Genomic DNA, 26321 nt, shown 5'->3' on the forward strand with positions numbered 1-26321 from the left:
TACAGCGTGGGCATTTTATATTAGTCTTGTTCATTGTTCTTCTCTCCTTTTCTGAGGGGGTATTATTTAGTTTCGCAAACCTATTGTATTTCCTTAGGTTGAGAAGAGCAATGTTCATATAAGTTAACAGATCGTAAAAATAAATAAGGGGGCTTTAATATGAAGAAATTCAATAAAGTAGTATTAGCATATTCAGGAGGTCTTGATACCTCAATTATTATATCTTGGCTTAAGGAAAATTATGACTGTGAAGTTATTGCAGTAGTTGGTAATGTTGGACAAACTGATGAATTAGTTGGTTTAGAAGAAAAGGCACTTATGACTGGGGCGTCAAAGTGTTATATAGAAGATTTAACTAAGGAGTTTGTAGAGGAATTTATCTTCCCTACTATAAAGGCAAACTCAATTTATGAAGGAAAATACCTTTTAGGAACTTCATTTGCTAGACCATTAATAGGAAAAAGACTTGTAGAAATAGCTTTAAAAGAAGGAGCAGATGCAATATGTCATGGCTGCACTGGAAAAGGAAATGATCAAGTTAGATTTGAACTTGCTATAAAAGCCTTTGCACCAGATATGCCTATAATAGCTCCTTGGAGAATATGGGATATAAAATCTAGAGATGAAGAAATTCAATATGCATTAGATAGAGAAATCCCTATATCTATTAGCTATGAAACTAATTATAGTAAGGATAAAAACTTATGGCATTTAAGTCATGAAGGGTTAGATTTAGAATTCCCTGAAAATGAACCTAATTATGAGAAAATATTAGAAATGTCAAATACTATTGAAAATGCACCAGATAAGCCTAGCTATATTACATTAAACTTTGAAAAAGGAATTCCTGTAGCATTAAATGGTGAAAGCCTTGATGGAATTTCTATAATAGAAAAGCTTAATAAAATTGGTGGTGAAAATGCAGTAGGTACTATAGATATGGTTGAAAATAGACTTGTAGGAATGAAGTCAAGAGGTGTATATGAAACACCTGGTGGAACTATACTTTATAAGGCACATAAGGATTTAGAAGAATTATGCTTAGATAAAGAAACTTCTCATTATAAAGAAATGGTAGCTTTAAAATTTGCTGATATAGTTTATAACGGACAATGGTACACACCACTTAGAGAAGCTCTTTCAGCATTTATTGATAAAACTCAAGAAAATGTTACTGGTGAAGTTAAACTTAAATTATATAAAGGAAATATAGTAAATGCAGGAATGACTTCTCCTTACTCACTTTATAGTGAGGAATATGCAACCTTTGGAGAAGATGAGGTTTATAACCAAAATGATTCTGCTGGATTTATTAATTTATTTGGATTACCTATTACAGTAAAAGCAAAAATGGATGCATCAATAAAAGATAAATAAAAATGGAGTGATTTAATATGAAGCTTTGGGGCGGACGATTTGAAAAGGGAGTAGACAAACTTGTCAATGATTTTAACTCCTCTATAAGAATAGATTCAAAAATGTATAAAGAAGATATAGAAGGAAGTTTAGCTCATGTAAAAATGTTAGGAAAACAAGATATTATACCTTCTGAGGATAGTAAAAAAATAATAGCTGGACTTGAAACAATACAAAAAAGACTAGAAAACGGAGTAATTAAAATAGATGAGACTGCAGAGGATATTCATAGCTTTGTAGAAAGCACTCTTACCTATTATATAGGTGATGAAGGTAAAAAACTTCATACAGGAAGAAGTAGAAATGACCAAGTAACATTAGATACTCGCCTTTATTTAAAGAAAGCTTTAAAAGAAGTCTCTGTTAATATATTAGACCTGCAAACAGTTCTTTATGATAAAGCAAAGGAAAATATAGAAACCATAATGCCTGGATATACCCATATGCAAAAGGCTCAACCAATCACCTTTGCTCATCATCTTTTAGCTTATGCAGAAATGTTTAAAAGAGATTTAGGCAGATTATTAGATTGCTATAAAAGACTTGATGAAATGCCATTAGGAAGTGGTGCCTTAGCCACTTCTACTTATCCAATAGATAGACAATTTGTTGCAAAGGAATTAGGATTTTCAAAGGTTACCTTAAACAGCTTAGATTCTGTTTCAGATAGAGATTATGCAATTGAAGCACTTTCAGCCTTATCTATGATAATGATGCATCTTTCTCGTTTTTCTGAAGAAGTTATTATTTGGTGTACAGGTGAATTTAACTTTGTTGAATTATCTGATGAATATAGTACTGGAAGCAGTATTATGCCTCAAAAGAAAAATCCTGATGTAGCTGAGCTTGTAAGAGGTAAAACTGGAAGGGTTTATGGAGACTTAATTACTCTCTTAACAGTAATGAAGGGAATTCCTCTAGCCTACAACAAAGATATGCAAGAAGATAAGGAAGCCTTATTTGATGCCTTAGATACAGTAAATATGTCTGTTAAAACCTTCTCTGGAATGCTAACTACTATGAAGGTAAATAAAGATGTAATGAGAAAAGGTGCAGCTGGTGGCTTTACAAATGCAACTGATGTAGCTGATTATCTAGTTAAAAAAGGTGTAGCCTTTAGAAATGCTCATGAAATAGTTGGAGAAATAGTTCTTTATTGTTTAAGAGAAAATAAGTCTATTGAAGAATTATCCTTAGAAACTCTTAAAGGCTTCTCCCCTATCTTTAGTGAAGATGTATATAAAGCTATAGACCTACTAACATGTGTAGAAGAAAGAAATGTTTTTGGTGGTCCAAGCTCTAATTCTGTAAGAATTCAATTAGTATCACTACTAGAATTTATAAATGACATAAAGGAGAATTTAAAATGCTTAAAGTAGGAATAATCGGAGCAACAGGTTATGTTGGAGTTGAACTTTTAAGACTCCTTCTAAACCATCCTAAAATAAAATTAGAAGCTATAAGCTCAGTTTCCTTTGAAAATGAAGAAATATCTTCTATTTATAAAAACCTATATAACCAAACTAATTTAATTTGTACTTCACAGGATGAAGTAATAAAAAAATGTGATCTTGTCTTTTTAGCATTACCTCACGGCTTAAGCGAAGATATAGCCTTAAAGTGTATAAATGAAAATAAAATTTGTATAGATTTAGGTGCAGATTTTAGACTTAAGGCTGAAAAGGACTATAAAAAATGGTATGGAAAAGACTTTTCTCATAAGGAGCTTCATAGCTTAAGTGTTTATGGTCTTCCTGAGCTAAATAGAGAAAAAATAAAGGAAGCTCAAATAATAGCAACACCGGGCTGCTACCCTACTTCAATAGAGCTTGCCTTAATGCCATTATTAAAAGCTAATTTAATTCAAACTAATAATATTATTTGTGATTCTAAATCTGGTGTAACAGGAGCTGGAAGAGGTCTTTCACTTAAAACTCATGGGGCTGAGCTTAATGAAAACTTCTCTCCTTATTCTATAGGTAATCATAGACATACTCCTGAAATTGAAGAAATATTATCATCTATGTCAAATTCTAATGTTTCTATAACTTTTACACCTCACTTACTTCCTATTAATAGAGGAATTATATCAACTATTTATTGTACACCTAATGAAAAGTCGAACTTAGAAGATATATACAACCTTTATTTAGAAGCATATAAGGATGAGGAATTTGTACAAGTTCTTCCTTTAGGAGAAACAGCTTCAATTAAAAACGTAAAATATACAAATAACTGTCAAATATCTCTTCACCTAAATCATCGTGAAGATTCAATAATAATAGTTAGTACAATAGATAACATGGTTAAGGGGGCTGCTGGTCAAGCTATCCAAAATATGAATATAATATTAGGCTTTGACGAAGCTACTGGATTAAATTATATTGCACCAGCCTTTTAAAGCATAAAAAACATTTTCTTGGGGGTTTTATAAATGATAGTAAATAATAAAATTGGAATTACATCTCCTAAAGGCTTTTTAGCCTCAGGAATCAATTGTGGAATTAAAAAAAATAATTTAAAGCCTGATTTAGCTTTTATTTATTCAGAAGTATTAGCTGATGCAGCAGGAGTTTTTACAAAAAATGAAGTTAAAGGCGCACCAATTTATATAAGTAAAAGTCATTTGTCAGATAAAAAAGCTAGGGGAATTATAGTTAATAGTGGTAATGCTAATACATGTACCGGGGAAGATGGATTAGAAAAGGCTAAAAAAATGGCATCACTAGCAGCAAAGGCTATTAAAGCAAAAGCTACTGATATCTTAGTTTCATCTACTGGTGTTATTGGGGTTCCCTTAAATATAGATGCTATTAAATCCGGAATTCCTCTTCTTATAAATAAGCTTTCTATTGATGGAAATAATGATGCTGCAAATGCAATTATGACTACTGATACATTTTCAAAAGAACTTGGAATTACCTTTGAAATAAATAATAAAAAAGTAACTATAGGTGCTATTGCAAAGGGATCTGGAATGATAGAACCAAATATGGGAACTATGCTTTCCTTTTTAACTACTGATTTAAATATTTCAGGTACTCTTCTTCAAGAAGCATTATCTGAAAGCACTAAGATTAGCTACAACAGAGTAAGTGTAGATGGTGATACAAGTACTAATGATATGGTTTTAATTTTAGCTAATGGATTAGCTGATAACATTAAAATCGAAGAAAAAAATGAAGATTATTATGTATTTTTAAAGTGCTTAAATCTTTTAAATATAGAGCTTGCAAAGCTTATTGCTCAAGATGGGGAAGGAGCTACAAAGCTAATAGAATGTACTATAAAAGGAGCTAAAAGTGAAGCTAATGGAGAAGCTTTATCTAAAAGTGTAATTAATTCTAACCTTGTAAAAACAGCTATGTTTGGTAGTGATGCAAATTGGGGAAGAATTTTATGTGCCTTAGGTTACTCAAAGGTATATATAGATACTACTAAAATAGATGTTTCCTTTAAAAGTAATGTAGGTGAAATAACTGTTTGTAAAAATGGAATTGGATTATTATTTGATGAAGTAAAGGCAAAAGAAATATTAATGCAAAAGGAAGTTTCAATAATTATAGACTTAAAGATTGGAGATAAAGAAGTAACTTCTTGGGGTTGTGATTTAAGCTATGAATATGTACGTATTAACGGGGATTATAGAAGTTAGGGGGTAGATCAGTGAATCATAGAGAACATGCAAAAATACTAATTCAAGCATTACCATATATCCAACAGCTATACGGAAAAATTGTAGTTGTTAAATACGGTGGAAATGCAATGATTAGTGACGAATTAAGAGAAACAGTAATAAATGATATTATACTTATGAAATGTATAGGAATAGAACCTGTTGTTGTGCATGGTGGAGGTCCTGAAATTTCTAAGTTTTTAGATAGACTTGGACAAGAAAGCAAATTTATTAATGGATTGCGTTATACAGACGAAAGCACTATAGAAGTTGCTCAAATGGTTTTAGCTGGTAAAGTAAATAAGAATTTAGTTACTTTAATTGAAAGCTCTGGAGGAAAAGCTATAGGCTTATCTGGTATGGATGGTTCTCTTATTAAAGCAAAGAAAATAGAACGAGAAGTAGATTTAGGTTATGTAGGGGATATAACCTCTGTTAATACTGATATATTAAAAATGGCAATGTCATCAGGATATATTCCTGTAGTTTGTTCCATTGCCTTAGGTGAAGAAGATAATAAAATTTATAACATCAATGCAGACACTTGTGCAGCAAAAATTGCTTCTGCTCTTAAAGCAGAAAAGTTGCTACTTTTAACAGATGTCTCAGGTGTTATGCTAGACCCAAAGAATTCTGAAAGCCTTATATCAACTCTTAGACTTCATGAGGTAAAGAAATTAGTTAAGAACAATATTATTAAAGGTGGGATGATACCAAAAATAGATTGCTGTGTTGAAGCTGTAAGACTTGGTGTTAAAAAGTCTCATATTATAGATGGGCGTATCCCCCACTCTATTCTTTTAGAGCTTCTTTCTAATGAAGGTATAGGAACTATGATTTATTAAATAGTAATTTCAATTTATTTAAAGCAATTTTTACAGTAATAAAAATATTACTTATTTTAAGCTTAAAGGGGGCATTAATTTGATAGAAAACAATATATCACCTATTATGAATACTTATCCTTACCTCCCTGTTAACTTAGTTAAGGGAAAAGGAGTTTACTTATATGATGATAAAGATAATAAATATTTAGATTTTACTAGTGGTATTGGGGTAAATAGTCTTGGTTATAACAATAAATCTTGGATAGATTCTATTACTAATCAAGCTACATCACTACAGCATATTTCTAATATATTTTTAAACCAATCTACCTTAGAATTAGCTAAGAAAATTACTAATCTTTCTAAAATGAGTAAAGTATTCTTTTCTAATTCTGGTGCAGAAGCTAATGAAGGAGCTATTAAACTAGCTAGAAAATATAGCTTTGATAAATATGGAAAAGAACGAAATGTAATTCTTTCTTTAAAACAGTCCTTTCATGGAAGAACAATGGCTACATTAAAGGCAACTGGTCAAGATAAATTTCATAACTACTTCCACCCTTTTCCTGAAGGCTTTAATTATGTAGAAGCAAATAATATTGATGATTTTAAGGAAAAGCTTAACTCTAATGTTTGTGGAGTAATAATGGAAGCAATTCAAGGAGAAGGTGGAGTAAATCCATTAAACAATGATTTTGTTACTGAAGTAGTATCCTTATGCAATAGCCATGATGTATTAGTAATCTTTGATGAAATTCAATGTGGTATAGGAAGAACTGGAGAATTATTTGGTTTTAATAATTTTAATGTAAATGCAGACATTATAACAGTTGCTAAGGGATTAGGTGGCGGACTACCTATAGGGGCATTCCTTTGCACAGAAAAACTTTCTTCTGTTTTAAACTATGGAGATCATGGAACAACTTATGGTGGTAACCCTGTTTGTTGTGCTGGAGCTTTAACAGTTTTAAACAATATTTGTACTGAAGATTCTCTCCATTCTATAAAGGAAAAGGGAGAATATTTAAAGAAGGCCATTCTCAATATTAATTCAACTTTAATAAAAGAAGTTCGTGGAATTGGATTAATGATAGGAATAGAAACAAAAATTGATGCTTCTATAATTCAAAAGGAAGCACTTTCTAAAGGGTTATTAGTTTTAACTGCTGGTAAAAATGTAGTAAGACTATTACCACCATTAATTATTTCAAAAGAATCACTAAAGGAAGGTGTAGATATTTTATCTACTATCTTTAAAGCTTTAGAATAAATAGAAAATCATAAATATATAGGGGGCTAATTTATGAATAAAGATTTATTAAGAATGGAAAATCTATCTAAGCAAGAAATAGAAGATATATTAAACCTTGCTGATCAATTAAAATATGAACAAAAACATGGTATAGTTCATCATCACTTAAAGGGAAAATCCTTAGGAATGATATTTGAAAAAGCATCTACAAGAACTAGAGTATCCTTTGAGGTAGGAATGTACCAATTAGGAGGAAATCCATTATTCTTAAGTTCTAGTGATTTACAAATAGGAAGAGGGGAACCTATTGAAGATACAGCTAGAGTTTTATCTAGATACTTAGATGGAATCATGATAAGAACATTTTCTCAAGCAGAAGTTGAAACCTTAGCTGAATGTTCATCTATTCCTATAATTAATGGACTTACAGATGATGAGCATCCTTGTCAAGTCCTAGCTGATTTAATGACTATAAGAGAAGAAAAAGACGTATTAGAAGGACTAAAGGTAGCTTATATTGGTGATGGAAACAATATGGCTCACTCACTAATTGTTGGTTGCTTAACAGTTGGAATGCATTTTTCTATTGCTACACCATCTGAATATTCACCAAATGAATATTACATTAATAAAGGAAAAGAAATAGCATCTAAGGAAAACCTTAATTTTGTAATTACAAATTCTATCCAGGAAGCTGTAGAAGATGCTGATGTTGTAATAACAGATGTTTGGGCAAGTATGGGACAAGAATCAGAAACAGAAAAAAGAATTAAAGCATTTAAAGGCTTCCAAGTAAATTCTGAGCTTTTAGATCTTGCTAATGAAAATGTTATAGTTCTTCATTGCCTTCCAGCTCATAGAGAAGAGGAAATTTCAAGAGAAACCCTTGAGAAATATTCAAATGTAATATTTGAAGAAGCTGAGAATAGATTACATGCTCAAAAAGCTGTACTGGTTACATTACTTAAATAAAATAGCAAAATTGGCTTTTTTATTATTCTAAATAAATAACTCTAAACCTATGATAATTAAAGGTTTAGAGTTATTTTTAATTTAAATATTATTATTTATATATTTTACGCATTCATCCGCTTTAAGTGGTTTACTAAATAAATATCCTTGATATAAACCATCTCCCATCTTATCTAAGACAGCTTTCTGATTCTCAGTTTCTAAAAACTCATTAATTACTGTTATACCTGTTGACTCACATAAGTTATATACAGAGCTTACTATGCTTTTAGACTCTTCATTTGTATCTATATCCTTTATTAGACTTCCATCTATTTTTATGGAATCTATATTATACTTCTTTATATATAATAGTGGATTATATCCAACTCCAAAGTCATCTATTGCTAGTTTTACACCACATTCAGTTAGCTTAGTTAACTGCTCTTTAGTTACATCATCTTCCCCTATTGCAAAGCTTTCTGTTATCTCAACTTTAATGTTATTTGGATTAACATTATATAGCTTTATAATATCTTTTATATAATTTGCAAAGGTATCATCTGTTAATTGCTTTGTAGAGGCATTTATAGACATATCTATCTTCTTTTCTAATTCTTCATCCCATATTGAAAGCTGCTCTATTGCTTCTTTTGCAATCCATTTTCCTAAAGGGTAAATTAACCCTACTTCCTCTGCAATTAATACTATAATATTAGGTTGTATGTTTCCAAATTCTTCATGTTTCCACCTTAAAAGAGCTTCTACTCCAACAACTTTTCTTTCCTTATTTACCTGTGGCTGATATTCTAAATACAGTTCATCTTCATTTTTTCTTCTACCTGTTAGTATTTCTTTAAGCTCTTCTCCTAAGAATATGCTTATCTCTCCCATACTATCAGTTCCACTAGACAAATCTAGCTTTTCTAAATCCCCTGAAAAAATTGTATTTTTAAGTTTCTCATAAGCCCCTTGTCTTTCTCTCTTGCTCATATTATCAGATATTTTAACAAAAGGTGTATATATCACAACCCCTACAATAATATTAATAATTTGTAGTATAAGACCTGAAAATCCACCTGTTAATTTATAGGCATTAAATAAAATCGGATGTGTCCAGCTCATATTAGTATTTACAATTTCAACTAACCCTAACTCAAATACGCCCTGAGCTATTACATATTGAACTATAGGCGTTAAAGTTAATGGAATTATATATATAGGGTTAAATAGTATTGGTAACCCATATGTAATAGTTTCATTAATATTAAATATACTTGGTATTATGGATATATGAGATATTTTCTTTCTATATTTGTTTGAACTATATAATATTATTGCTATTATTAAACATATAGTGCTTCCAGCTCCACCCATATTAGTAAATGTATCTACATATAACCTATTAAAAGATTGATCATGTACTATTAAATCCCCACCATGACCGCCTATTACCCATAAAGCATTTTTTATGAATATATATTTTATATCATTAAAAAAACTATTGGCTCCATATATGGTTATTTTATCAACGCCGTTTATCTTACTAAAATAAAATGAATCAATTAAGAAGGCTAAGCCAATTGCTGTAATTATAGTTAAAACTGAAGGGATTATAGCTAAAATAGACTGTCTTACAACTCTTTCATAACTATTAATTAAAGTCTTTCTACTATCTAGCATGTAATAATATATTTTAATATAAATTTCACTAAATAATATACTAACTACTATAGCTAGCAAGGTCCAGTTTGCTGCTATGATTACACTACTTCCAGTATCTACAACACCTTCCATAGTGAAAATACTACTAAAAGTAATTGCTGAAGTTAACCCTATAAATCCAACCATATTTGAGCTTACACTATTACCCATATACTTTATATCTTGCTTTTCGTATATACGTATTTTAGCTAGTTCGCTACAAATTGATATTACAATTAGAAGCTTTGATATCACATACAAATTCTTATATATTTCATTGAATATATATTTCCAATTATCATTTATAATTACATTCATTATGTTCATAAATGAATCATTATTTATATTAAGTATTATTATAAAAATGCAATTTATCAAAATTATGGGTTGCACTTTCAAAAGCCCACGCCTTATTGATTTTATATATATACTATTATAAATTTTATAAAAAAACGTACTCATAAGGTCTTCTCCTTCAAATACTTTATTAACATTTAAGCCTTATATCTTGTTAATTCTATATTTTTCGACATCATATGTCAATGCCCTGCAGAACACAATAATATATATATCTTATTTTATTTATAGAACGTTATATTTAAATATAAGATAATATTTCTGCTATTGGGGAGATATATATTTTAGATAAAACAAGTAGTATTTTTAGTGAATATCAAACTGATTCTTAATAATAAAAATTTATGAAATAAGGTAGCTCAGATTTGAGCTACCTTATTATACATACAATTTAATCTTCCTTAAATATATTTTATTTTAATATCTTCTTAGCTAAGAATTTAACCTCATACATATCTACTTTACCATCTTTATTTAAATCAGCTTCTTTGCTCTTTTCATTACTTTCATCTACATCACCATAATATTTTGCAACTATTGAAGCATCTCCAAGTCCTATTTTACCATCATTGTTTAAATCTCCTGTCAATTCAGTTATAACTAAAGAATTAAATTTTTCTACAGCAGTTTGTAGGTTTGCATGAGATAATTTAACTTCATCTATAGAAGTTTCTAAGTTATTAAACACTTCTATAGCTTTTTCTACTTCCTTTGATAACTCATTCTTAGCACCTTTATGATAATTACCAACTTCATCTCCTTCAGTAGCTGAAGCTAAGATTTCATTAGTACTATCTATTAAAGCTTTTAATCCATCTCTATCTGTATCAGAAACTTCTATTTTAGTAAATACTCCATTAGCCCAGTTACATTCATCATATGAGTTTCCATCACCAGCATCTGTAACTCTAAGGGTTAGTATTTGACATCCTGCTATATCTAAGTCAATTTCCTTTTCATCTTTATATTTCATTACTCCACTATCATAAATAACCTTTCCATCTGCTAACACTTCAAATGTAGCTGAAGGTCTTCCCCATTGCTCAGCACCACCATTAGTTTCATCATCTATACCTATAATAGCCTTAAAGTTATATGGGTTTCCTCCAAGGAATATTTCTGTTTCACCATTAGCATGTGTTCCCATACCTGATGTATAAGTTTTTCCATTAATAACTATCGGCATGTCCTTAATATTTTTATTTCTTCTTACAGCTCCACCCCAGCCTGAAACAGCACTATACCATTCAATATCTCCTAATTTAGAGTTATCTTCTGGAACTGCCATAGTTCTTATGCTACTTGTTACTTCTTTACTTTGAGAAGTTTCTTCTGAATCATAGCTAAATTCTGCTGTAGTTTTAATATTAAAGTCACCTTTTTTATTTGGAGTTACTATCTTCCACTTAGCAATAAATTCTTCTCCTGTAGCTAAACCTTCCTTTGTAGTTTCTACTGGAGTTACTTCAAAGCTACTTGGTAAATCAAGAGAAACATTAATATTTTTCATTTCTTCCTTACCAGTGTTTCTAACCTTAGTTGAAACTGTTATTTCTTTTCCAATCTCCACTACAGAATTTACATCAAGCTTAACACTTTGTTCCTTATCTACTTCTCCAATACTAGATTTTGAAACTTTATATACCTTAACTCCATATCCAGGAATACTAGCACTTAATTCATTATCTGTTCTTTCAGTAGTTTTATCCCAAAGTTCATAAGTCTTATAAATTTCTGATTCTTCTAAATCAACATAATCTAAAGAAACTAAGTCACTTATATTTACCTTTGATGTAGTAGCTGCTGCATCCTTATTAAAGAAACAAACTGCAAGTTCTCCTCCATCTAAAGGTTTAACTAAAATATCTACATTTCCATCTTTCTTAAATATTCTTCCTTGTACCCCTTTAATATCTTGGTCTACAGCAATCATATCTTTATTAGTGATTATTTGTAATGTTGGATTTTCAGTATCTACTGTGCCATCTTCATTTATAAATTCTCTTACATTATTACCTAAGATAAGAGGAGCTGCCATCATACACCATAAAGTAAAGTGAGATTTATTTTGTTCATAAGATAAATTTCCATTTCCTACTTCAAGCATATCTGGATCATTCCATGCCCCTGGTCCTGCATATTCATATAATTGAACATTTTTATTATAGATTTCCATTATTCTACCCCAGTTAGCAGATATATCTGGTGTAGTTCTCCATGAGTTTCCTGTACCATTTCCCCATTCCCATGGTCTATTATTTCCCCACTCACAAATAGAGAAGAATATTTGCTTTTCAGCTTCACCAGTTTTTTCTGATTGCTTTTTAGTAGCTTTCTTTAATTCATTTCCCATTCTTTCATATAATATTTTTGCACTATCTTGTTCTGATTCAATTGGATTATTTATTTTAATAGTATTATTTCCCGCTTTAAGATTAACTCTAATCTGATGTCTTCCTGTTGGATTCCAAGCTGATGTAGGTGGTACTTCTGCTTCATAAGCATCTTCACCATTAATTACAACTTGAGCAAATTTATCAAAGTTCCCACTTTTCTTTAATCCTATAGTTAATATATATTCTCCAGCCTCTTCTACATAAACATCTTCAAACTCTATAGCTCCCTTATTAGCATTTAATCCTGTTACATATTTACCACCATATGAACCTGAATTATTTTGAACCACTGCTTCTCCAGTTAGTGTAGCATCTTCTGCTTCTATTATTATAGAATCATATTGTCCTGCCTTACCTATATAAATTCTATCTATTTCTGGTGACTTATTAGGTAACTGTCTATTATGACAATAATCATATTTAAAGTACTCTATTCCCCATTCTGCAAAGGTCTCAGCATCTATTCTTTCATTTCCTAAACTTGCTGGTAAATCTTCGCATGTAAAATCTCCATTAGATGTGTAAACACCAACCTTCATTCCTCTTTCATTTATTTGATTAACTAATTCCTTCATTCCACTTGGGAAATTTGTTAAATCTCCTTGAAGCCTTCCATCTTCATCCCTCATAGAAGAATGCCAACAATCATCTAAGTTTAAATACTCATACCCTGCTTCTACTAATCCTGACTTTTCCATGGCATCTGCTATTTCTATTATTTCTCTTTCATTTATTTTTTCCTTAAAGAAATTCCAGCTTGACCATCCCATTTGTGGCGTTAATCCTATTTCATTATATTTCTTTTCCCCATACTTTACTGCATCATCACTTGTATTTTCTACACCTGTTATTACTTGAGCTGTTTTTTCTTCAGTCTTATTAAACCAACTAAATGCTGAAGCTGATTCAAAACCACTAAAAGTTGTAGTTGCTACTACTATACCAGTTATTAAAGCTAATTTTTTTAATATCATATCCATTTTCCCCTTTATATTTTATTTACAAAATATTAATTCTTTAATTAATATTTATTATGCAACCTTTTAATCTAAAGCTTTTAATTTAAAGCTTTTAATTTAAAGCTTTTCATTTTTAGCTTGTCTTATTGTTTCTTCTGCATACTTTTCGATAGCTTCAACACCAAATATATAATTATCTTCTATTTTTAACATAGGTAAATCTGCTACCTTTCCCTCTGGCATTTCTATATTTTCTGTTACCTCCATAAATTTATTATAAGCATCATCTTTAAGCGTATTATTTAATATGAAATCGTACTCATCTATAGTAATAAATTCTGATATCTTTTCTTCTAGCTTTCCTTTAAAATCTTCACCATCTGTACAAGATGCACATGGTGTATAATAGTAATATTCTATAACCAACTTTTCCTTTAACTTTTTATCAGCCTTAACTATACTTGTGCCAATAACTGTTGCTATAATAAGAAAAAACATTGTCATAATAGCAATTTTTCTTTTATTCATTTTCATTTCTTCTCACCTCAAAAAATTATTATCATACTAATTTTAACATATTTTACATATTTTACAAATAATCTTTATGAATCTCTCTTTAAGATAATAAGTAACAAATAAAAATGTAAATAAACAACAGTGAATTTTATTTTTTACGCTTTTATTTATAACTTTCCATTATTTTAATAAAAAATAAAAGTGAAGGTTTACCAACTGAGTACACTTATTGATTTTATGTACACATTTTTATAACCTTCACACTTTTAACTTTTAACTACTAATTACTACTTAAATTACCAATAAATTAAAATTTCCATAATATCCATAAAAAAAAAGACTATACTGTTAATACCTATTCCCTTCTTTTTATAAGAATATGGCACTTAACCTTATAGTCTTTAATAATATTATTTTTCTATGTAATTTATAACATGCTTAATTATCATATTTATACTACCATCACCATTTCTTTGAATTTCAAATCTAGTGTTATCATGGTAAGCTTCTTCATTAATATATAAATCTATGTCTTTATCTACCTTTAATCTTACCCTCTTAAGCTTTTTTTCAACCCATTGCTTATCTACTGAAATCTCATTTTCTAATCCATGACTTTTTACAAAGTTAGAAAAATCAGCTTTTATTTGAGGTTCTTCATTAAATAATTCATGTGATAAATCATCTATATTAATACTTTCTTCAGCCTTTAGCTTGCTTTTTACTGCTGTTCTTATTCTTTCAGCCTTATCAGCATCTTCTACTACATTACTTCTAGTCCAATTTTCAGCTGCCTTTAAAAACGTCTTTGTCATATCTCTTTCATTTGTAACTATAGAACAACCTAAGAAGTTGCTTATAAAGTAGTTTGCTCCATATTCATCTTCACTTTTCTTTTGCTTATCTATAACCATTAAATTATATCTTTGATCATTTCTTATCGGCTTAATAAATGCTGCCTTTTGAATTCTTTGGCTACTAGCTGGTAACCCTGCTGCCTGTGGAACTATTCCTATTCCAATTTTCTCATTTAAAAATTCCACTTCATGAGTAAAGTTTTTTACATAATCCATTTTTAGTATTCCTATCATAGGTCCTTGATCTGTTACTAATGATACTATTATCAAATCACAAGAAGGAATATTTGTATTGCTTTTAATAATTATAAATAATTGCCTTGCTAGCTCTTGTGATAACTGAATTAAATTATCGTCTATACCATTTAAGTAATCTTGAACTACTTCCTTTACTATGTTTCGTTCAGGATTAAATACTGCAAATTTTAGTTCTTCATCCTTAAAGCATTTTTCTATGTGTCTATGTAAAAATTTATAAACATCTTCATTTAATTCAAGATTATATTCATTTAAAATAGGTTCTTCTCCATTTGAATCTATTATATGTATAACTGCCTCTTGTATATTTATATCATTTATATACTCCATTTTTGCACCACCTATATAAAAATCATAAGATATATTATATCACCTACAATATAATTATTGCTACTTTTAATATTAAATATTAATTTTATCAACAAAATCTAACTTTATAATTAGCAAAATTGATATTTTTATAACAATATTTTCTTTGTTTACATTTACTTTCACTGTTTTTATTCCACAAAATTCTATATTTATTGATAATTTTTTATAATTATATTAAAATTCCCTGCTTTTTTTTATCATTATAATAGTATACTATATAAAAAAGGTTATTTATACTTTTTTTGTTTTCAATATTGCCATTTTGAGTTATAATAACTATTGTCAAGAAAATAAATATGTAAATACTTATTTTCAAGTCTAATTGGAACAAAATATAAAGTTTACGGAGGTTTTTTACCATGTTAGTTTCAGCAAAAGAAATGTTAAACAAGGCTAGAGAAGGAAAGTATGCTGTTGGTCAATTCAACATCAACAATTTAGAATGGACTAAAGCTGTTTTATTAACTGCTCAAGAAAATAATTCACCAGTTATATTAGGAGTATCAGAAGGTGCTGCTAAATATATGTGTGGTTTCAAAACTATAGTTGGAATGGTTAACGGTATGTTAGAAGAATTAAACATAACTGTACCAGTTGCTTTACACTTAGATCACGGTAGCTACGAAGGTGCTCTTCAAGCTATGGAAGCTGGATTCTCATCAATCATGTTTGATGGATCACACTATGCTATAGATGAAAACATCGCTAAGACTACTGAAATGGTTAAATTAGCTGCTGCAAAAGGATGTTCTTTAGAAGCAGAAGTTGGATCAATCGGTGGAGAAGAAGACGGAGTTGTTGGTGCTGGTGAAATAGCTGATGCTGCTGAATGTAAGTCAATAGCTGATTTAGGAGTTACTATGTTAGCTGCTGGTATCGGAAACATTCACGGACAATACCCAGAAAACTGGGCTGGATTAAGCTTTGAAGCTTTAGCTGCTATAAACAACGCTTGTGGAAACATGCCATTAGTATTACACGGTGGTACTGGAATTCCAGAAGAAATGATTAAAGAAGCTATCTCATTAGGAGTTTCAAAAATCAACGTTAACACTGAGTGTCAATTATCATTCGCTGAAGGTACTAGAAAGTACATAGAAGCTGGAAAAGACCTACAAGGTAAAGGGTTCGACCCAAGAAAGCTTTTAGCTCCAGGATTAGAAGCTATAAAAGCTACAGTTAAAGAAAAAATGGAATTATTCGGTTCAGTAAACCAAGCATAATTTCCTTTTCTCTGTAAAAGAGTATATACATTTTGTATATACTCTTTTTTGTTTATCTCATAGGTATATTTTATAACACTCTATTATCTTCTGGATTGTCTTACAGGTGACATATGCCTAATAATGACTTCCTCTGCTTTATATTCATTTAAAACTCCATCTATAAGCTAAGAAGTCTATTTAATTAACTTTAAATAAAGTCTAGTTTATCTTATTCTAAGCTTCCCATTTTTCTAATGTATAATTATATATATTTGCTAAAACATATTTTCTCTTTTTATCTTCTAACATTCTTATATTACTTAAATCTATATCTGAAGAAACTCCATATATTTCATAAGCTACTTTACAAATTAATCTTTCATCATTAGTAAGTCTATTATCTTTTAATAGATTACTAAAATTTATGCTTAATGGATTTAAATAATCTTTTGCTATTTTATAAATATCATCTATAGAAATTAATTTAAATGCTGTTAAATATTCTTGAGAATTTTTGTCTTCATATTTTTCTGTCAATTCTAAATAATTATTTTCATGATTTTCATTTATAAATTTTATATTTATTTTTAAGCTCATTATAACCACCTCTCTTCTTTCCGTTTATATTAAAATCTTTCCCTACACAGGAATTTTTATACATATATTCTTCTAAAAATTAACTTTAACTTTCATATATGTTAAATTAAAAACAATTTCTATATTTTTATAGTATTACTCCCTATTACAAATAAAACTAATTTGATATAATTAAGTAAATCACACTACATAAAAGGAGATATTTATGCAAGAATTAGAAACTAGAATTGTAGATATTGATTTAGACGAAATAAGAGCTAAGCTTTCTTCAATTGGGGCTAAAAAGGTTAAGGAAGAATATCAAATCAATGATATTTATGATTTTGAAGATGGAAGATTATTAAATGAAAAAGGCTATGCTAGAGTAAGGACTATTGATGATAAATTAAATAATAAAGAAGTAATTTATATGACTACAAAGAAAATGTTAAGTCAAGGTACCTTTAAGGTAATGGAAGAAAATGAAACTATAGTCCAAGATAAAGAAATGGCTCATAGAATATTCGTATCTCTTGGATTATCTATTCAACATTCTATAGAGAAATATAGAGAAAGCTATGAAATTATGGATTCATTAATTGAAATAGATATTAATGATAAAAGTTTTTGTCCTTTTCCATATTTAGAAATTGAAACTTCTTCTGAAGAAAAACTAATTAAAATATTAGATTTATTAGGATATACTTTAAAAGATACTTCTTCAAAAACTATATATGAAATTCTTGAAGAAAAGGGAATAAAGCCAGTTTCAAATAAAAATCTTTAAAATTTAAAAGGCTAATACAATAATTTAACTATTGTATTAGCCTTTCTTTATTTTTTTATACTAATATTACAACTACTAGGACATCCTTTACTATGTGGGCATCCTATGCATTTTACACCTTTTTTCTTTTCTTTAACTACCTTAGTTATTGATAATGCTAATATACTTACAATTACTAATAATACAATTACATTTCCCATGCTGCACCTTCATTTTTAGCATCTCTACTAGCCTTTTCACTTCCCTTTTTCATAAGATATATAATTGTAGCTATTATAACTGCTACTACCATAAATCCTGGGATAAATGCAGTTCCTAATGATCCTGTAGTTATTAATGTTCCTATTTGATAAACTAGGAATGAAACTGTATATCCAACTGCAAATTGGAATGCTATTCCCCCCCATAACCACTTTTTATCTTCCATTTCTGAATTCATTGCTCCAATTGCTGCAAAGCAAGGAGGAGTAAATAAATTAAACATTAAGTATGATAGGGCTGCTACTGAAGTAATTCCCATAATTTGAGATACTTCAGAAACTCCTGAAACTAAAGCTAACTCTTCTACATCTATAAAATTAGTTATTGAATACACAACTGCTAAAGTTCCTACTACATTTTCCTTAGCGATAAATCCAGTAATTGCTGCTGCTGCTAATTGCCATACTCCAAAGCCTAAAGGTATTAATATAAATGCAAATGGTGAAGCTATTGTAGCTAATATACTAGTATTTTCTGCACCTTCTGCAACCAATTGAAATTGCCAATTAAAGCTTTGCATAACTTGAATAACTGTATTACAAAGTAAAATAATTGTTCCTGCCTTAACTATAAAAGATTTTCCTCTTTCAAACATTGAAATAGTTGCTCTTTTTATACTTGGAACCTTATATTGAGGAAGCTCCATAATGAAATATGAATTTGAATTTTTCTCACCTGTAATTCTAATAACTACTAATGCACCTATAATTATAAGTATAATTCCTAAGAAATACATTGATGTTCCAACCCATGCTGAATCATTAAAGAATACCCCTGCAAATAATGCAATTACAGGAAGCTTTGCTCCACATGGCATAAATGGTGTTAACATTGCTGTTGTTCTTCTTTGTCTTTCATCTTTAATAGTTCTAGTAGCCATTATTCCTGGTATAGCACAGCCTGTACCAATTATCATAGGAATAATACTTTTACCACTTAACCCTATCCTTTTAAAGAATCTATCCATTATTACGGCTATTCTTGCCATATATCCACTATCTTCTAATAATGCAATTAAGAAGAATAATATCATTATTAATGGTAAGAATCCTATAACTGCACCTACTCCACCTATAATACCATCTAGTAGTATTGAGCTTAATAAAGGTGATATAGCATCTCCTAGTAAACCTTCTACAAATGCGTAAAGTTTATCTATCCCTCCAACAAGAACATCTGCAAATAATGGTCCTAAGTATGTTTGAGAAATTGAAAATACTGCCCACATTACTGCTGCAAATATAGGTAGTCCAAACCATTTATGAGCTAATATTCTATCAGCCTTATCTTGCATTTTTATCTTATCTTCATTTATGCTTCTATTTTCAACCTTTGATACTATTGTATTTACAAAACTATATCTCTTTTTATCATTTTCTTCTACTTCTTTTTTGTTTGATAAATCAACATCTTGTCCATCAAAAGGTGATTTTTGTTTATCTCCTTTAACTTCAATAGCTTTCTTTATAAGAGATTCTATTCCATTATTGTTATTTGCTATTGAAACAGTCTCTATAATTTCACACCCAAGAAGTTTTTCTAAAGCTTTTACATCAATTTTAATTCCTTGCTTCTTATTTAAATCATTTTTATTTAATGCAACTACTACTGGAATATCTAATTCTAATAATTGTGTTGTAAAAAATAAACTTCTGCTTAAGTTTGTTCCATCAACTATATTTATAATAACATCAGGATTTTCATTTTTTATAAAGTCCCTTGTTACGTTTTCCTCACTTGTAAATGGTGACATAGAATATGCTCCTGGAAGATCTATTATATTTATAGATTCTCCATCTTTTATTAATGATTTTTTTAATTTACCTTCTTTTTTATCAACTGTAACTCCTGCCCAGTTACCAACCTTTTCACTTTTCCCAGTAATAAGATTAAATAAAGTAGTCTTACCACTATTAGGATTTCCTGCTAATGCTATCTTCATTACTTACCTCCTAATTTTTAAATTTTATATATTTTTAATTTTTATAGATAAGGCTAACTCCTTGTCTATACTGTATCTTCCATCTTTTATCTTGATTACATAAGTGTCTCCTAAAATTGAAACTAAAGTAACTACTTCATCTTTATAACAACCAAGTGAAAAAAGGAATTTTTCCATTTCTTCATCATTACTTTTTATATCTGTAATTAAATATTCCTTATTAACCTTCCCTTGAGATAGGTTTTCTATTGTTGATATAACCTTATCTTTTCTAGATGACTTTGAAAAAAATATTCTACTTAGTAATCCTTCCACTGTAATACCCTCCAAAAACTTTACTCAAATGATAATGAATATCATTTCTGTTAATATAATACCAATAACTCATAGTTTTGTCAATGCAAATGATTATGTTTTTCAATTAATAATGTTATTCATAATAATAATGAATTAATGTTAATTGAAAAAGAGATAATAAATGTTAATCTTCATTTATTATCTCTTAATCTTAAATTCACGCATTTTTTACTTCTTATCTAAGCAAACTATTACTTATCCCCAACTTTTTTTTGACATCTAAATACTACATGCTTTAATGCATTCCAATTAAATGGTACTAATGGATATAGGTATGATTTTCCTACAATAGTCTTTGTTGATGCCACTAAAGCTATATTTATAAGTACTCCAACTCCAAATCCCCAAATTCCAAATACTCCTGTTAAAAATAAGAGTAACGTTCTTGAAAATTTAAATGCATAACTAAGCTCTACACTTGGCTGAACAAAGCTTGATAATGCTACTATTGCCATATATAAAATAGTTTGAGGCGTAAACCACCCAGTTTGTACTGTATAATCTCCTAAAATCAAACCACCTATAATAGATAGAGATGTTCCTAAAGCATCTGGTGTATTTAATGATGCTAGTTTTAATCCATCTATTGCTACTTCTGCAATTATAAATTGAAGAAATATAGGTATTACATATGGATCCTTTGGCAGTAAAAAGGCTAAGCTTGTATTTTGAATAATCTGCGGATAATCTGTAAGTAATACATATAATGGTGTTAAAAATAAGTTTACTAAAACAACTAGATTTCTAACTATTTTTAAATAATTCCCTGTAAATACAGGCATATAATAATCATTTACTGATTGTAATAAATCAAATATATTTGATGGAACAAGTAAAACAGATGGTGTATTATCTATTACTATAGCTATATTTCCTTCTATTATTTGCGCTGCTACAACATCTGGTCTTTCAGTATATCTAACTACTGGATACGGATTAAACTTTCCTTTTTTATTAAGAAGTTCAATAAGACTTTGATCTCCTAAGGTTAGTGACTTTATATTTAATCCTTTTATCAATTCCTTAACCTTTTCTAAATCATCTTCATTAACCTTTCCCTTCATATATCCAATTGCTACATCTGTCTTTGATATACTACCTATGTTTTCCATTTCAAAAATAAGGTTAGTATCTCTTACCCTTCTTCTAATTAGAGCTGTATTAAATACTATAGTTTCTACAAAACCATCATGAGCTCCTCTTAATACTTTTTCCTTGCTAGGCTCCTCAACGCCTCTAGCTGGATAAGTTCTAAAATCTAAAAGAACAGCTTCATTCCAATCTGGTCCTAAAACTATAGTTTGACCTGATAACATAGCTGTAACAATTACCTCAACATTACTTTCTGTACTTGCTTCAATAGAACTTAATGCCTTTTCTATTAATTCCTTTGCAGTATGTATTGAATTAAAATCTTCCTTCTTTAAATTGTACATATCTCTACGCACATATTCTAAGTTAGTATCTTTGACAAATCCATCTAAAAAGTATAAATAAAACTTTTTGTCATGCATTTCTACTATTCTTTCAATAATATCAAAGGTCTCTCCAATTTTTAATTCTTTCCTTAATAACTTAACGTTTTTATCTAAATTGTTTGATAATTCCACATTATCACTCCTTAATAATATGCTTGACTCTTTATCTATTATTTAATTAAATGCCTAAGTATATACAAGGTAAATATTAGTATATAAATAAAAAAACATTACAGGATAAATTCCTGTAATGCTTTATTTATAATATTATAGCTTTTCTCTTCTTTTTGTAGATTTAATAAATAATTTCTTTAACTCTTCACCATCATCATCTTGTAATGATTTCTTTATCTTGTTTAGCTCCTTAGAAAACTCATCTATTACAGATAATAAATTATTTTTATTTCCTAAAAAAAGCTCACTCCATAAATCTTCATTAATATTTGCTATCCTAGTTAAATCTCTATAGCTATCTCCTATAAAGCTTCCTGTATCTCTTCCCTCTTCATCACTGTTAATAAGAGCTACAGCTATTGCATGTGGAAGCTGACTAGTAAAGCTAATCATTTCATCATGATATTTTGGAGTTATTCTTCTTACCTTTTTAAATCCAATATCATAAGCCATATTTTCTACTAATTTTAAATTTTCTTCTTTATTTCTGCTTATTTCTGTTATTAAATAATTTGCACCTTTAAAAACTTCACTTGATGCATAGTCTATTCCCTTTTTTTCTCGTCCTGCCATAGGATGGCCAAACACAAAATCAACATTTTCAGGTAATATCTCTAGTATATCATCTATAAACATTTCCTTTATTCCAGTTGCATCTGTTATTACAGCTCCTGATTTAAAATTATCCTTATTTTCATAAATAAAGCCTTTAACTAGCTTCGGATAAATAGATAATATTACTAAATCTGCATCCTTTATTACTTCATTTCCATTTATATAGCCCTTCTTAACTACATTTAATCCTTCTGCTTTTTCAATAGTCCTAACATCTTTGTCAATTCCGTAAACATCCTCATAACCTGCTGCTTTAAGTGCCATTGCATAACTTCCCCCAACAACACCAAGCCCTACTATTACAATTTTCATAAATTTGCCCCCAATTAATTATAAATTATAGTTTCTTGCCTTCCATTTCAGCAATTACTTTAATTTTATTCATCATAGTTCTAAATGATTCTGGTTTTATAGATTGTTGTCCATCACTTAATGCACATTGTGGATTATTATGAACTTCTATCATAAGTCCATCTGCACCAGCACTTATTGCTGCCTTTGCTAATGGTTCTACTAAATACCAGTATCCTGCTGCATGACTTGGATCAACTATAACTGGTAAATGTGATAACTTTTTAACCATAGGAATAGCACTTAAGTCTAATGTATTTCTTGTGTAAGTTTCAAAAGTTCTTATTCCTCTTTCACATAAAATTACATTTTCATTTCCTCCAGCCATTATATATTCAGCTGACATTAACCATTCCTCTATAGTTGATGAAAGACCTCTTTTTAAAAGTATCGGCTTATTTGTTTTACCTATTTGCTTTAATAAATCAAAGTTTTGCATATTTCTTGCACCAATTTGTATAACATCTACATCTTCAACAAATTTATCTATATAATCTGTTGACATTATTTCTGTTACTATAGGTAAACCTGTAGCAGCCTTAGCCTTCTTTAAAAGCTCTAATCCTTCAAGCTCTAATCCTTGGAAGCTATAAGGAGATGTTCTAGGTTTAAATGCTCCACCTCTTAAAAATGTAGCCCCTGACTCCTTAACACTTTTAGCTATTTCAATTATTTGTTCTTCGCTTTCTACTGAACATGGTCCAGCCATAACAGCTATATTATCTCCACCTATTAATGCACCATTTACATCTACTATGGTATCTTCAGGCTTAAATAATCTATTTGCCTTTTTAAATGGTTCTTCTACCTTTAGCACCTTATCTACACCTGGAAATCTTAACAACTTATTTGAGTCTATCATTCTAGTTTCACCCACAACTCCTAGAATACAAAAAGTGCTTCCCTGTGATAGATGCGTACCTAACCCCTTACTCTCTAATTCCCTCTTAACCTTCAATACTTCTTCTTCTTTACATTTTGGATTCATTACAATAATCATATACTATCCCTCCATACTACATTACTGATATTTTATTATAAAAGAATTTATAATTCTCATTAAAAATTCTCTACAAATACCCTTTAATCTTAACCATTTAAAATTGCATCCATTGCCATTATATAACCATATTCTTTAAAGCCACATATTTGTCCTATACATGCTGGAGCAGTAACAGACTTATGTCTAAATTCTTCTCTTGCATGTACATTAGATAAGTGCACTTCAACTGTTTTTATATTAACTGCCTTTATAGCATCAAATATAGCATAACTATAATGTGTAAAAGCTCCTGGATTTATTATTATCCCATCATACTTATCATAATATGATTTATGAATAATATTGATAATTTCACCTTCAATATTACTTTGAAAAAGTGTTATATCAATTCCTCTTTTTTCCCCTTCGCTTTTAATATACTCACAAATATCATTAAAATCCCTAGTACCATATATGCCCTTTTCTCTTATTCCAACCATATTTAAATTTGGGCCATTTATAACCATTATCTTCATTACATCACCTTCTTTATGGCTTATTTTTTTATCTTATCTTTTACATTATCCTTAATAGATATTATTACATCCTTTAAAAAGCCAACATTTAATATTCTTACATCATTATATTTATTATAAAGATCATATCTTTCATTATATAAGTTATATAATCTTTCTTTTCCATCTGCAAGTAATGGTCTAGTATTAGTATTTATATCAGATATAATATTTTCTAATGGTCTATCAATAAATACTATTATACTATTTTCCCTAAATAAATCTATATTCTTTTCTTTTTTTACTACTCCACCACCTGATGAAATTACAGCCTTTTTCTTTTTGCTTAGTTCTGTGCAAGCTTTAGTTTCCCAGTCTCTAAAATTATCTTCACCTTGCTTAAAAAGCTCATCAATACTTTTTCCTGATATTTCTTCGATATACTTATCCATATCATAAAAATTATAATTTAATTCCTTTGCCAAAAGCTTTCCCATAATAGTTTTTCCACAGCCTGGCATTCCTATTAAAAGTACTATCTCTTTACTCATATAACCCCACTCTTATCTATTCCTATATAAAGTCCTTTTTTACCTCTTTATATATTTTCTCTACTATTTCTTTATCTATAATTTTGTTATTCCATATTTCTTGAGCCTTTACTGCTTGACCTACTAGCATATAAAGACCTCCAATTGATTTTTTCCCCTCTTCTATTCCTAGCTTCATAAAATTTGTTTCTAATGGATTATAAATTAAATCCACTAATGTATCAAAGTTTGAAACTATTTCTTTATTCACTGGAGAATCATCTATATTTGGATACATTCCTATAGGAGTAGAGTTTATTAATATATCACCTTTAACACTAGGTAACTCATCATAATTAATTACCTTAACCTTATCATCATTAAAATAATTTTTACTTAGCTTTCTTCTGCTTACTATTAATACTTCCTCTATCCCTTTATCTAATAAATAATATAAAGCTGCCTTACAAGCTCCACCATTACCTAAGATAACTGCTTTCTTATCTTTTATCTCAACATCGTGAGCCTCTAACATATATCCAAAGCCATAATAATCAGTATTGTATCCATATAGCTTATCATTAACTAAAGATATTGTATTTATAGCTCCAATTCTCTTAGCTTCTATAGATATTAAATCTAATGACTCCATTATTTCCTCTTTGTAAGGAATAGTTACATTTGCACCCTTTATCTTTAATACCTTTAAAGACTCTGTAAACTTTGTTAAGTCTTCTCTTTTAACTTCAAAAAGCTTATAAGCTCCATCCTCTTTTATATAATCTAATATTAACTTATGTATCTTTGGAGATATGCTATGAGAAAGCTTTTCTCCTAGTAAACCATAAAACTCCATTTACTCACCTCTTTTGTCCCTATTTTTAAATAATTGTTATAATTATACCACAATAATATATAATTTTGATATTTATGGAAATATTTTTTCCTTATTTTATTAGTTTTTAAAATAAAAAGCACCCTAAAAACTTCAGGATGCTAATAAATTA

Annotated in this window: 23 protein-coding genes; 9 read left to right on the forward strand and 14 right to left on the reverse strand. The window is 29.2% G+C overall.

The genetic code is table 11. From position 1 onward, the window contains the following. The first annotated feature begins 159 nt into the window (after positions 1-159). The 7 genes from ACRDBA_RS06680 to argF all read left to right on the forward strand — a co-directional run bounded on the left by ACRDBA_RS06680 (position 160) and on the right by argF (position 8143). Complete coding sequence (locus tag ACRDBA_RS06680; RefSeq protein WP_438572154.1) at positions 160-1377, forward strand: argininosuccinate synthase; 1218 nt, start codon at positions 160-162, stop codon at positions 1375-1377. 17 nt (positions 1378-1394) lie between these two features. Continuing rightward, the gene (gene argH / locus ACRDBA_RS06685; protein ID WP_438572155.1) at positions 1395-2795 is read left to right on the forward strand and encodes an argininosuccinate lyase; all 1401 of its coding nucleotides are present in this window, start codon (positions 1395-1397) and stop codon (positions 2793-2795) included. Next, positions 2783-3817, forward strand: a complete 1035-nt coding sequence (gene argC / locus ACRDBA_RS06690; RefSeq protein ID WP_438572156.1) for an N-acetyl-gamma-glutamyl-phosphate reductase — start codon at positions 2783-2785, stop codon at positions 3815-3817. Before argH ends, argC begins: the two co-directional genes overlap by 13 nt. A gap of 33 nt (positions 3818-3850) precedes the next feature. Continuing rightward, complete coding sequence (gene argJ, locus ACRDBA_RS06695; RefSeq protein ID WP_438572157.1) at positions 3851-5071, forward strand: bifunctional glutamate N-acetyltransferase/amino-acid acetyltransferase ArgJ; 1221 nt, start codon at positions 3851-3853, stop codon at positions 5069-5071. Positions 5072-5082: 11 nt separating this feature from the next. After that, on the forward strand, positions 5083-5937 hold the full coding sequence (argB, locus tag ACRDBA_RS06700) for an acetylglutamate kinase (RefSeq protein ID WP_438572158.1): 855 nt from the start codon (positions 5083-5085) through the stop codon (positions 5935-5937). Between the two features lie 106 nt (positions 5938-6043). Beyond that, on the forward strand, positions 6044-7189 hold the full coding sequence (locus tag ACRDBA_RS06705; RefSeq protein ID WP_438572176.1) for an aspartate aminotransferase family protein: 1146 nt from the start codon (positions 6044-6046) through the stop codon (positions 7187-7189). Positions 7190-7222: 33 nt separating this feature from the next. Next, positions 7223-8143, forward strand: coding sequence for an ornithine carbamoyltransferase (argF, locus tag ACRDBA_RS06710; protein WP_438572159.1), 921 nt, complete (start codon positions 7223-7225; stop codon positions 8141-8143). 81 nt (positions 8144-8224) lie between these two features. Here the strand turns inward: argF and ACRDBA_RS06715 are convergent, their stop codons facing one another. From ACRDBA_RS06715 to ACRDBA_RS06730, 4 genes are all read right to left on the reverse strand, one after another. Continuing rightward, positions 8225-10288: an EAL domain-containing protein gene (locus ACRDBA_RS06715; RefSeq protein WP_438572160.1), complete on the reverse strand. Its 2064-nt coding sequence runs from the start codon at positions 10286-10288 to the stop codon at positions 8225-8227. 307 nt (positions 10289-10595) lie between these two features. Next, positions 10596-13553 carry an NPCBM/NEW2 domain-containing protein gene (locus ACRDBA_RS06720; protein ID WP_438572161.1) on the reverse strand — a complete coding sequence of 986 codons (2958 nt, stop codon included), beginning with the start codon at positions 13551-13553 and terminating at the stop codon, positions 10596-10598. A gap of 102 nt (positions 13554-13655) precedes the next feature. Further along, positions 13656-14072 carry a hypothetical protein gene (locus tag ACRDBA_RS06725; protein ID WP_438572162.1) on the reverse strand — a complete coding sequence of 139 codons (417 nt, stop codon included), beginning with the start codon at positions 14070-14072 and terminating at the stop codon, positions 13656-13658. Positions 14073-14464: 392 nt separating this feature from the next. After that, positions 14465-15499, reverse strand: a complete 1035-nt coding sequence (locus ACRDBA_RS06730; RefSeq protein WP_438572163.1) for a nucleoid-associated protein — start codon at positions 15497-15499, stop codon at positions 14465-14467. 401 nt (positions 15500-15900) lie between these two features. On the opposite strand from ACRDBA_RS06730, the gene fba reads away from it, so the two are divergent. Continuing rightward, positions 15901-16764, forward strand: coding sequence for a class II fructose-1,6-bisphosphate aldolase (gene fba, locus ACRDBA_RS06735; RefSeq protein WP_438572164.1), 864 nt, complete (start codon positions 15901-15903; stop codon positions 16762-16764). A gap of 216 nt (positions 16765-16980) precedes the next feature. Here the strand turns inward: fba and ACRDBA_RS06740 are convergent, their stop codons facing one another. Beyond that, positions 16981-17343 carry a hypothetical protein gene (locus ACRDBA_RS06740; RefSeq protein ID WP_438572165.1) on the reverse strand — a complete coding sequence of 121 codons (363 nt, stop codon included), beginning with the start codon at positions 17341-17343 and terminating at the stop codon, positions 16981-16983. Positions 17344-17548: 205 nt separating this feature from the next. On the opposite strand from ACRDBA_RS06740, the gene ACRDBA_RS06745 reads away from it, so the two are divergent. After that, the gene (locus tag ACRDBA_RS06745) at positions 17549-18109 is read left to right on the forward strand and encodes a class IV adenylate cyclase (RefSeq protein WP_438572166.1); all 561 of its coding nucleotides are present in this window, start codon (positions 17549-17551) and stop codon (positions 18107-18109) included. A gap of 47 nt (positions 18110-18156) precedes the next feature. Here ACRDBA_RS06745 and ACRDBA_RS06750 read toward each other — a convergent pair whose 3' ends face one another. The 9 genes from ACRDBA_RS06750 to aroE form a co-directional block, all read right to left on the reverse strand. Then, on the reverse strand, positions 18157-18309 hold the full coding sequence (locus ACRDBA_RS06750; RefSeq protein WP_438572167.1) for a FeoB-associated Cys-rich membrane protein: 153 nt from the start codon (positions 18307-18309) through the stop codon (positions 18157-18159). Then, positions 18297-20312 (reverse strand): ferrous iron transporter B, encoded by a 2016-nt coding sequence (gene feoB / locus ACRDBA_RS06755; protein WP_438572168.1) that lies wholly within the window; start codon positions 20310-20312, stop codon positions 18297-18299. Before feoB ends, ACRDBA_RS06750 begins: the two co-directional genes overlap by 13 nt. A 24-nt stretch (positions 20313-20336) precedes the next feature. Next, positions 20337-20627, reverse strand: coding sequence for a FeoA family protein (locus tag ACRDBA_RS06760; RefSeq protein ID WP_438572169.1), 291 nt, complete (start codon positions 20625-20627; stop codon positions 20337-20339). A gap of 233 nt (positions 20628-20860) precedes the next feature. Next, on the reverse strand, positions 20861-22279 hold the full coding sequence (locus ACRDBA_RS06765) for a spore germination protein (protein WP_438572170.1): 1419 nt from the start codon (positions 22277-22279) through the stop codon (positions 20861-20863). Positions 22280-22414: 135 nt separating this feature from the next. Continuing rightward, positions 22415-23248 (reverse strand): prephenate dehydrogenase, encoded by an 834-nt coding sequence (locus ACRDBA_RS06770; protein ID WP_438572171.1) that lies wholly within the window; start codon positions 23246-23248, stop codon positions 22415-22417. A gap of 25 nt (positions 23249-23273) precedes the next feature. Continuing rightward, positions 23274-24287, reverse strand: a complete 1014-nt coding sequence (aroF, locus tag ACRDBA_RS06775) for a 3-deoxy-7-phosphoheptulonate synthase (RefSeq protein ID WP_438572172.1) — start codon at positions 24285-24287, stop codon at positions 23274-23276. Between the two features lie 89 nt (positions 24288-24376). Beyond that, a complete protein-coding gene (gene aroQ, locus ACRDBA_RS06780; protein ID WP_438572173.1) occupies positions 24377-24805 on the reverse strand; it encodes a type II 3-dehydroquinate dehydratase in 429 nt (142 codons plus the stop codon). Positions 24806-24825: 20 nt separating this feature from the next. Next, positions 24826-25335, reverse strand: coding sequence for a shikimate kinase (locus ACRDBA_RS06785; RefSeq protein WP_438572174.1), 510 nt, complete (start codon positions 25333-25335; stop codon positions 24826-24828). 22 nt (positions 25336-25357) lie between these two features. Continuing rightward, positions 25358-26170, reverse strand: coding sequence for a shikimate dehydrogenase (gene aroE / locus ACRDBA_RS06790; RefSeq protein ID WP_438572175.1), 813 nt, complete (start codon positions 26168-26170; stop codon positions 25358-25360). Positions 26171-26321: the final 151 nt, after the last annotated feature.

Origin of the sequence: Clostridium sp. (assembly GCF_051654825.1) — a bacterium.
In the GTDB taxonomy this organism is placed as follows: domain Bacteria; phylum Bacillota; class Clostridia; order Clostridiales; family Clostridiaceae; genus Clostridium.